The following is an 8,896-nucleotide window of genomic DNA, read 5'->3' on the forward strand; positions in this document are numbered from 1 at the left end:
GGCACGCGCGCGCGTGCCGCTCACCGCCGCACCGGTCGGGTTCTGCGCCCGGTCCGTCACGATCAGCGCGCGGACGCCGCCGGCGAGCGCATGGCGTACGTCCTCGGGGAGCGGGCCCTCGTCGTCGACCCCCACGGGCCGGGTGCGCAGGCCGAGCGCGGGCACCAGGTCGAGGACGCTGCCCCACCCGGGGTCCTCGACGGCGACCGTGTCGCCGGGCTTGAGGTGGGCGGCGAGCACCCGTTCGATGCCGTCGAGCGCCCCGGACAGGACGGCGACGGGCCCGTCCGGCACCCCGTCCGCGTCCAGTGCGGCACGCGCGTCGCGGGCCAGCTCCGGCTCGACGGCCACATGCCCGTACAGCACCGGCTCGCGGTCGCCCTGGGCGGCGGCCGCGGTCAGTGCCGGTACCAGCGGTGGCAGCAGCGCCGGATCCGGGTTGCCGTTGGACACGTCCCGCACGCCCGCGGGCACGTCGACACGGATGTTGTCCCGCCCGGTGGTGGCGGGCGCGGGCCGCACCCGGCTGCCCCGGCGCCCGGCGGTCTCGATGACCCCGCGCTCGCGCAGCACGCGGTACGCGGCCGCCACGGTGTTCGGGTTGACCCCGAGTTGCCCGGCCAATTCCCTCATCGGCGGCAGGAGTTGACCCGGTTCGAGACCCCCGGCGCCGACCGCGCGTTCGACGCTCGCCGCGATCTCCGCTGCGCGCCGCCCTTCGATCCGATATCCTCCTAGCACAAAGCAGATTATGCACTAGTGCAATGGAGATCGCAATGCAGGGGACCCAGCAGCCGACCGCGCCGCACGCCGACGCCTACGCCCCGACCGACCGCACCGTCCCCACCCGCTCGGCGAACCGGGCCTCGTACGACAAGGAACTGGTGCACGCGATACTCGACGAGGGCTACGTCTGCCACCTCGGCTTCGTCCGCGACGGGGCGCCCGTGGTGCTCCCGACGCTGTACGGCCGGGTCGGCGAGCGGCTCTACGTGCACGGCTCGACGGGCTCGCGCCCGCTGCGCATGGCCGGCCGGGCCGAGCCGGGGCTGCCGGTCTGCCTCACGGTCACCCATGTCGACGGCCTGGTGCTGGCCCGCTCCGCCTTCCACCACTCCATCAACTACCGCTCGGTCGTGGTGCACGGCATCGCCCACCAGGTCACCGACCCCGAGGAGAAGCGGGCGGCACTGGACGTGCTCGTCGACCACGTGGTGCCCGGCCGAGCGGCCGACTCCCGCCCCGCCAACGCCAAGGAGCTGGCCGCGACCGCCGTGCTCCGCCTCGACCTGGAGGAGGTCTCCGCCAAGCTGCGCACCGGCGGTGTGAACGACGAGCCCGAGGACCTCGCCCTCCCCCACTGGGCCGGTGTCGTGCCGCTCCGCAAGGCGTACGGCACTCCGCTCGCCGACGCGGACCTCACTCCCGGCACCGAACTCCCCGGTTACCTCGCGGACCTGTGATGCTGATCCACCCCTGGGACGGCGCGCGCCGGCCCGCGGCGTCGACGTGCGGACCGATCCGCAGCGCCGACGAGCCGGGTGAGCAGCGTCATGGCGCTGTAGCCGGCCGCCGAGCCCGGAGCGAGCAGCACACCCCACGGGCGCACGACGGCGCTGCCGCTGCCCAGCACCAGCACGCCCAGCCCGGCCAGTGCGCCCGCGACGGCAGTCAGGCCGGCCCGGCCGAGCCGTTCGCCCAGCGTGAGACGGGCGCCGAGCGCGATGAGCACGGGCCCGGCGCCGAACGTGACGACGGTCGCCACGGCGAGTCCGGTGGCCGCCACGGCGGCGAAGTAGGCGGTCTTGAACACGGCCAGACCGACACCGGTGGCACCGGCCCGCAGCAGACCGCGGTCGAGCGGCACGGGCGCCGCCGCCCGGACGCGCGGGCGCAGCAGCCGCGCGGCGAGCAGCAGCACCGCACCGGCCACGCAGCGCCAGAAGGACAGGGTGGCCGGCCCCATGTCACTGGCCCGGTAGACCAAGGAGGCGGTCGCGCCGGCGGTGCCCCAGGCGGCACCGGCGACGATCAGACACAGGAGGCACGCCCGACGGGCAGGCCGGAGGAAACACGCGACACGAGTTCTCTCCGCTGGAGACGCAGAAGTTCTGGTGGAGGACCCCGGTTCGGCGGGGTCGCCGGACTTCTTCTGCGGGCAGCACCGTTCGGCCCGGCGAGGCGCCGGACTCGGATTGCCGGAGGGCCCGCCTCAGGCGGCCGGGGGCGGAAGAACGAGTGCGTCCATGTGCATGATCGCGAGCCTAGGCCGCCGTGCCGCGTGCCGACAACTCCCTTTCCGCCCCACCGGCCGCCACCGGCTCCGCCGGTGCCTTCGCCGGCGTGGAGGACTGCGCGATGAACGCGCCCAGCAGGACGACGGCACCGCCGACGACCTGCGGCGTGGAGAGGTGCTCGCCGAGCAGCACCCAGGCCAGCACGGTGGCGATGACCGCCTCCAGGCAGGCCACCACGCCCGCTACCTGCGGGGAGAGCCTGCGCACCGAGAGCACGCCGGTGATGTAGGCGACGACGGTGGCGACCAGCACGATCCAGACCAGCAGGGCGGCGGCCGGGACGGCGGTGCCGTTCATGTTCGCGCTGTGTGCGAGGACCGCCCAGTCCATGCTCCAGGGGCGGGCCACCACGGTCAGCAGGACGGAACCGACGAGCAGCCCGTAGGCGATGACGCCGAGCGGGTCCGGCGCAGCGCCGTCGCCGTCCCCGTCGCCGCCGCCGTGGTCGGCCATGACGAAGTAGCCGACCTGGCAGCAGGCGGCGCCGAGGGCGAGCAGCAGTCCGAGGGCGTCGAAGCTCAGGCCGGACCAGACCTCGACGACGCAGGCGAGCCCACCGGCAGCCAGGACCACGCCGACCGCGGCGGCCCGGGTGACCGGCCGCCGCTGGACGAAGCGGACCCAGCCGAGCACCAGGGCCGGTGCCAGGTACTCGATGAGCAGCGCCACCCCGACGGGTATGCGGGAGAGCGCGGCGAAGTAGCAGGCCTGGACGCCGGCCACGGCGAGCAGTCCGAAGCCGGCGAGCAGTGCGGGGCGTCGGCGCAGCAGTGCACGGTGCCGCACGGCCAGCGGCAGCATGACGACGGCCGCGCCGGTGACCCGCAGCCACACCACGTGCAGCGGGTCGAGGCCCGCCTCGATCAGCGGCTTGGCCGCGACACCGGAGCCGCCGAACGCGACCGCGGACACGAGCGCGAGCCCGAGCCCGACGCCCTTGCCGGACTGGCCCCTACTGATCTCTGACGTAACCACCGGCACATGATGACAGGCGATGACATGAGCGTCACCCCCAATGACACCTGTCTCACCGGCTGGACATTGGGATGCCGGTCCGGAGGCGGCGACCCGGCCTCCTGGAGCGGGGCCGTCCGCTTCAGCCGGGAGTCTCACCCAACCCCACGGCCTCATCCAGCCCGGCGGCACCGTCCAGCCGGGCGGTGAGTTCCCGTGCATCGATTCCCGCGCGGGTGAGCACCTCGACGGCGCGCGATTGCGGGTCCGCCACGACCGCGGCGAGCAGGTCGAGGCCGCGGGCCAGGTCGTCGCCGCGCCGCGCGGCGCGCTCGCAGGCGTACTCCAGGGCAGCCGACGCCACGGGGGAGCAGCCGTCCGCCTCGGCGGTCGGCGCGCCGGTCACCACGGGCAGGGCGCCGGAGTCCTCCACGCCGCTCTGCCAGCGCAGGCCGTAGCCGATGCTGCGCTGCACGAGGTAGCCGAGCAGCCGGGCGATCTGCGGGCCGGCACCGAAGGCGGCGCGCACCTCGGGGTCGGACTCCAGGAGCGTGTGCAGCAGATGGGCGGTGTCGATCTGCCGGTCCCGGTCCCGGACGGCCCTCCTGCGGGCACCGGCGACCACCGCCGCCAGTTCGGCACTGAGCCGGGCATCGTCGTCCGGACGGCGACCGCCCTGCTCGTGGGCATGCTGCCTGGGGATATGGGGTTGCACATCTCCCAGCCCATCAGCCTCCCAGGCTCCGGTCATCCCCGGCGGGAAGCATTTCGGCGTCCCACGGAGAGTGGACTCGGACGGCTCGAATCTCCTCCTTGCGGATGAGATCAGGCCGGATCCCGAAACCTCACGGCGCTGCCTGACGGTTCGTCAGTGCCCGATGTCCCGGCCTGGGCGCCGCGCACGCCGAACGACGGGTGTGGATGACGGTCAGTCCTCCTCGGCGAGGATCAGGTACAGCTTCTTGCGGGCCTCGTTGATGACGGCGAGAGCCTTCTCCCGCTGCTCCTTGCTGCCGGTCTTCCAGACCTGGCCGAAGGCCTCCATCAGACCGAAGCCGGCCTGGCGGATCTCGCCGAGGGCCTCCCAGTCGACACCCCGCGAGGCCTCCTCCCAGGGCGCCTCCGGCCCCTCGGCGGCCACGCTGCGGCCCGACTCGGTGAGCGAGAACAGCTTCTTGCCGCCCTCGGACTCACTGGTGATCAGGCCCTCGTCCTCCAGCAGCTGGAGGGTGGGGTAGACCGAGCCGGGGCTGGGCTTCCACGCACCGCCGCTGCGCTCGGCGATCTCCTGGATCATCTCGTAGCCGTGCATCGGACGGTCCTTCAACAGGGCCAGGATCGAGGCCCGTACGTCGCCGCGCCGCGCCCTGCCGCGCGGTCCCCCACGCCCTCGTCCACCCCAGGGCCCTGGACCGAAACCCGGCCCGAAGCCGGGGCCGCCGGGGCCGAAACCGGGACCGCCCGGCCCGAAGGGCCCGAAGGCCGCACGCCGTCCGTCGAAGCCGGCCCGGCCGCGCCGAGGACCACCCTGCCGGTGTCCATGCTCGAATCCGTGGATGTGCATCGCAATCACTCCATTTGCCGATCTGTCGCGATGCCTCAACGATATATCGCAATCTATTCGCCGACAAGGCCCTTCCGAGCTGCCGTCTCTCCCGTCCATGGCCGCGGTGCCCGGATTGGCCTTGGCCCGCGACGCCCCGGACCCCCTACCGTCGGGACATGCGGATTCGAATCGTCGACGCCTTCACCGACCGTCCCTTCGCCGGCAACCCGGCGGGAGTCCTTCTCCTCGACGCGTTCCCCCAGGACGACTGGCTCCAGAAGGTGGCCCTGGAGGTCAACCACGCCGAGACTGCCTTCGCGCACCGGCTGCCCGAGGGCGGCGACGCCGACTGGGCGCTGCGCTGGTTCACGCCCGCCACCGAGGTCGCGATGTGCGGGCACGCCACGCTCGCCACCGCCCACGTCCTGCACACCACCGGCGCCCACACCGGTCCGGTGCGCTTCGCCACGCGCAGCGGCATCCTCATCGCGACGCCCGCCGAGGGCGGCGCGATCACCCTGGACTTCCCCACCGCCCCGCTCACGCCGGTCGAGGTGCCGGACGGGGTGGCCGACGCCCTCGGCGCCGAACCGCGCACCGCCTTCGACACCGGGCCGCACGTGGGCGACCTGGTGCTGGAGCTCGCCGACGAGAAGACCGTCCGGAGCCTGAGCCCCGACCACAAGGCCCTGGCCGCCTACTCGTCGCGCGGCATCATCGCCACCGCCCGCGCCGAGGACCCCGCCCGCGGCTACGACTTCGTCTCCCGCTGCTTCTTCCCGAACGTCGGCATCGACGAGGACCCGGTCACCGGCAGCGCCCACACCGCCCTGGCCCCCTACTGGTCCGAGCGTCTGGGCCGGACGGACCTCACCGGCCTGCAGGCCTCCCCGCGCTCCGGTCGCGTCCGCACCGGGCTGCGCGGCGAGCGCACTCTGCTCACCGGCCACGCGGTCACGGTCGTCGAGGGCGAACTGCTCGCCTGACCGCACGCGCAAGGGGCGTACGACGCTGTCGTACGCCCCTTGCGCGAGCCGCGGCCGCTCGCCTCACGCCGTCGGCAGCCACCCCACCTTGCCGGCCAGCAGGGCGTAGCCCACGAAGGCGCCGATGTCGAGCAGGGAATGCGCCACGACCAGCGGGCCGACCCGTCCCCAGCGCCGGTAGAGCCAGACGAACACCACGCCCATCACCATGTTGCCGACGAAGCCGCCGACGCCCTGGTACAGGTGGTACGAGCCGCGCAGTACGGAACTGGCGACCAGCGCGGTCCCCGGCGTCCAGCCGAGCCCACCGAGCCGCCGCAGCAGATAGCCGACCACGATGACCTCTTCGAGGACCGCGTTCTGCACCGCGGACAGGACCAGCACCGGGTACTTCCACCAGACCGACGGCAGCGCCTCGGGCACCACGGTGAGGTTGAAGCCGAGGCCCCGGGCGGCCAGGTAGAAGGCGATTCCGGTGCTGCCGATGACCGCCGCGACCGCGGCCCCCCGGCCGAGGTCCGGCCAGGGGCGGGTGCGGTCGAAGCCCAGCGTGCGCAGCCCCCCGCCCTCGCGGAGCAGGAGGTGCGCGACCAGGGCGACGGGGACGAGCGCGGTGGCGATCCCGAAGAGCTGCCAGGCGAGGTCGAGCCAGGGACGGCCGGGGGCGGCGGAGGCGTTGAGGGTGGCCGCCTGATCCTTGAGGCCACCGGGTTTCGTGACCGATCCGACGAAGCTGATCAGGGCCGAGACTCCGCTGGCACCGAGGGAGAGCGCGAGGACGAGCAACGTCTCGTCACGGAGCATCCGCCGCGACAGCCGCTCCCTCGGAACAGCGTCGTCCGTCTGCCCCATCTCGTCCTGCACGCGCGCCTCCCGTACCAGCGTTCTGAGAGGTCACAGCTTGCCCCATCCACCCCGTGAAGGCGCGAGCGCCCCTGGCACACCCATGACACGGGCGCTCGCGACGCAGACCAGGGAGGCAGACGGCAGGGACCTGCGGCGCCGCCAGGGTGCGGGATGTAGGCGGCAGGCACGATTCGGCGCAGGCAGGGGCCCGGCGGTGGGTCCCGGCGGTTCGGACTCAGCCCAGCGGGACCGGTTCCGGCAGGCCGACGGGCCAGGTGTGGACGGGGTCGCCGAGGCGCATGAGCTCGCAGTAGCGCCGGGCCGTGGCGGCCAGCGCCGCTTGCCTGTCGAGGCCGTCCTCCACGGCCCGGTGGAACGTGGCGGCCTGCCACTGCGCGCCGTTGGTCCGGCTCCTGCACCGCTCCTCGATCACGCCGAGATACCGGTCCCGGTCCACCGGCTCCACGCCCCACGCGTCCAGACCGGCCTCGGCGAGCGGCAGCAGCTCGTCGCGGACCAGGGTGACGGCGTCGACCTCGACCGTGCCCGAGTAGCGGCCGCGCCGGGGCCAGCTGAACCGGGCGTCGATCCCGTGCCGGCACGCGGCCTCGAAGTTGGCGGCCGCGTCCTGGAAGGGCAGCCGGGTCCACACGGGCCGTGACTCCTCGGCGAGTGCGCGGACGAGACCGTAGTAGAAGACCGCGTTGGCGATCACATCGGTGACGGTCGGCCCGGCGGGCAGCACACGGTTCTCCACCCGCAGGTGCGGCACGCCGTCGGCGATGTCGTAGACCGGCCGGTTCCATCGGTAGACGGTGCCGTTGTGCAGGACGAGCTCGGCCAGCTTCGGCACGCCGCCGGCGTCGAGCACGTCGAGCGGGTCCTCGTCGTCGCAGATCGGCAGCAGCGCGGGGAAGTAACGCAGGTTCTCCTCGAAGAGGTCGTACGCGGAGGAGATCCACCGCTCCCCGAACCAGGTGCGGGGCCGCACGCCCTGTGCCTGGAGCTCGGGCGGGCGGGTATCGGTGGACTGCTGGAACAACGGGGGCCGCGACTCCCGCCACAGCTCGCGCCCGAAGAGGAAGGGCGAGTTGGCTCCCACGGCGATCTGCGCGGCGCTCGCCGCCTGCGCCGCGTTCCACACGTCCGCGAAGCGGGCCGGGGTCACCTGCAGGTGCAGCTGCACGGAGGTGCAGGCGGCCTCGGGGACGATGGACTTCGAGGTGCAGGTGAGCCGCTCCACCCCCTCGATGTCCAGCGCGAACTCCTCGCCGCGCGCCGCGACGATCTGGTCGTTGAGCAGCGTGTAGCGGTCGACGTCGGAAAGGTTGGAGGAGACCAGGTCGTCCCGGTCGAGCGTCGGCAGAATACCGATCATCGCTATGGAGGCATCGACCTCCCCGGCTTTTCGGTCGGCATATGCCAGTGACGTCCTCAACTCCTCGGCCAGCCGGTCGAATACCCGACCGCCCAGCCGGTGCGGGGCGATGTTGACTTCCAGGTTGAACATGGCGAGTTCGGTCTGGAAGTCACGGCTGGCGATGCGCTCGAGTACCTGCGCATTCAGCATTTTTGGCATGCCGTCGGAGCCGACGAGATTCAATTCGATCTCCAGCCCCATGAGGTTCTTGGGACGATCGAACCGCTTCTCCTCCAGCAGTCGCTCCAGCCCCTTCAGACACCGCCGGAGCTTGTCGCGGTAGCGGTTGCGATCGGACAGGTCGAACTGGCCTGCCACGACCTTTTCCCCCATCGCAGCGTCCCTTCGCTCGGGCGGGCCGAGGATCCGGCCGCCGGGGTCCCGGTCAGGTGGGATGATGCCCCGCGAACGCGATCGATAACGTCCCACTGCAGCCCCGCACCCGCTACTCTGGTCGCAAATGACCGTCGGGCACATTCACGGGGCATGAGGCACCCAGCAACGGCGGGTACCCCGGGGAACTCGTGAAAAACGCCGACGAGAACGAGCCGACCGCTGCGCGGACAGAACCCGAGGTCACCGCGGTGGAACGCGACCGGAAGCGGGATGAATCCCGTAAATCTCCGACCGAATAGCTTCTTGTTGTTCATGCCGGAAACAGCTAGGCGAAACATCGCCTGAACATTTATCGTATAAACTCTGCAGAACGGCAGAAGGTTGGCGCCCGCGGCTCTGGACCTGCGGTCAGGGCCATGTCCGGCATGCCGCATCTCCGCACCCCTCGCACACAAGGTCCCGGCCCCATCCCCTGCTGCCCCGAGAGCTGACAGCGTCGTCCGCCCCACCC

The 8,896-nt window shown here is 72.4% G+C and carries 8 protein-coding genes and 1 pseudogene; 2 read left to right on the forward strand and 7 right to left on the reverse strand.

Annotated elements, in window-relative coordinates; translation table 11 throughout:
• On the reverse strand, positions 1-741 hold a 741-nt coding region (locus BZY54_RS35520), incomplete at its 3' end, for an aminotransferase class I/II-fold pyridoxal phosphate-dependent enzyme (RefSeq protein WP_143668188.1).
• 35 nt (positions 742-776) lie between these two features.
• Between BZY54_RS35520 and BZY54_RS35525 the strand changes: the two genes are divergently transcribed.
• A complete protein-coding gene (locus tag BZY54_RS35525; protein ID WP_086729438.1) occupies positions 777-1,463 on the forward strand; it encodes a pyridoxamine 5'-phosphate oxidase family protein in 687 nt (228 codons plus the stop codon).
• Positions 1,464-1,528: 65 nt separating this feature from the next.
• Here BZY54_RS35525 and BZY54_RS35530 read toward each other — a convergent pair.
• The 4 genes and pseudogenes from BZY54_RS35530 to BZY54_RS35545 all read right to left on the reverse strand — a co-directional run.
• Positions 1,529-2,082, reverse strand: a pseudogene (locus BZY54_RS35530) (EamA family transporter); the annotation flags it as partial.
• Between the two features lie 182 nt (positions 2,083-2,264).
• The gene (locus tag BZY54_RS35535; protein WP_086729439.1) at positions 2,265-3,278 is read right to left on the reverse strand and encodes an EamA family transporter; all 1,014 of its coding nucleotides are present in this window, start codon (positions 3,276-3,278) and stop codon (positions 2,265-2,267) included.
• Positions 3,279-3,393: 115 nt separating this feature from the next.
• Positions 3,394-3,966: a Clp protease N-terminal domain-containing protein gene (locus BZY54_RS35540; RefSeq protein WP_086729440.1), complete on the reverse strand. Its 573-nt coding sequence runs from the start codon at positions 3,964-3,966 to the stop codon at positions 3,394-3,396.
• Between the two features lie 213 nt (positions 3,967-4,179).
• A complete protein-coding gene (locus tag BZY54_RS35545) occupies positions 4,180-4,815 on the reverse strand; it encodes a PadR family transcriptional regulator (RefSeq protein ID WP_086729441.1) in 636 nt (211 codons plus the stop codon).
• Between the two features lie 158 nt (positions 4,816-4,973).
• Here BZY54_RS35545 and BZY54_RS35550 point away from each other — a divergent pair, with 158 nt between their 5' ends.
• The gene (locus BZY54_RS35550; RefSeq protein ID WP_086729442.1) at positions 4,974-5,783 is read left to right on the forward strand and encodes a PhzF family phenazine biosynthesis protein; all 810 of its coding nucleotides are present in this window, start codon (positions 4,974-4,976) and stop codon (positions 5,781-5,783) included.
• A gap of 63 nt (positions 5,784-5,846) precedes the next feature.
• On the opposite strand, the gene BZY54_RS35555 is transcribed toward BZY54_RS35550, so the two are convergent.
• Together BZY54_RS35555 and BZY54_RS35560 are read right to left on the reverse strand one after the other, a co-directional pair.
• Positions 5,847-6,635 (reverse strand): CPBP family intramembrane glutamic endopeptidase, encoded by a 789-nt coding sequence (locus BZY54_RS35555; RefSeq protein ID WP_086729444.1) that lies wholly within the window; start codon positions 6,633-6,635, stop codon positions 5,847-5,849.
• 229 nt (positions 6,636-6,864) lie between these two features.
• Positions 6,865-8,382: a glutamate-cysteine ligase family protein gene (locus BZY54_RS35560; protein WP_086729443.1), complete on the reverse strand. Its 1,518-nt coding sequence runs from the start codon at positions 8,380-8,382 to the stop codon at positions 6,865-6,867.
• Positions 8,383-8,896 lie beyond the last annotated feature (514 nt).

It is taken from the genome of Streptomyces carpinensis, from assembly GCF_002154505.1.
GTDB lineage: Bacteria > Actinomycetota > Actinomycetes > Streptomycetales > Streptomycetaceae > Streptomyces > Streptomyces carpinensis.

Bases quoted from the DNA above. Each gene is read 5' to 3' on its own strand.
- BZY54_RS35525 (WP_086729438.1), top strand. From the start codon at position 777: ATGCAGGGGACCCAGCAGCCGACCGCGCCGCACGCCGACGCCTACGCC.
- BZY54_RS35545 (WP_086729441.1), bottom strand. From the start codon at position 4,815: ATGCACATCCACGGATTCGAGCATGGACACCGGCAGGGTGGTCCTCGG.
- BZY54_RS35550 (WP_086729442.1), top strand. From the start codon at position 4,974: ATGCGGATTCGAATCGTCGACGCCTTCACCGACCGTCCCTTCGCCGGC.
- BZY54_RS35555 (WP_086729444.1), bottom strand. From the start codon at position 6,635: ATGGGGCAGACGGACGACGCTGTTCCGAGGGAGCGGCTGTCGCGGCGG.
- BZY54_RS35560 (WP_086729443.1), bottom strand. From the start codon at position 8,382: ATGGGGGAAAAGGTCGTGGCAGGCCAGTTCGACCTGTCCGATCGCAAC.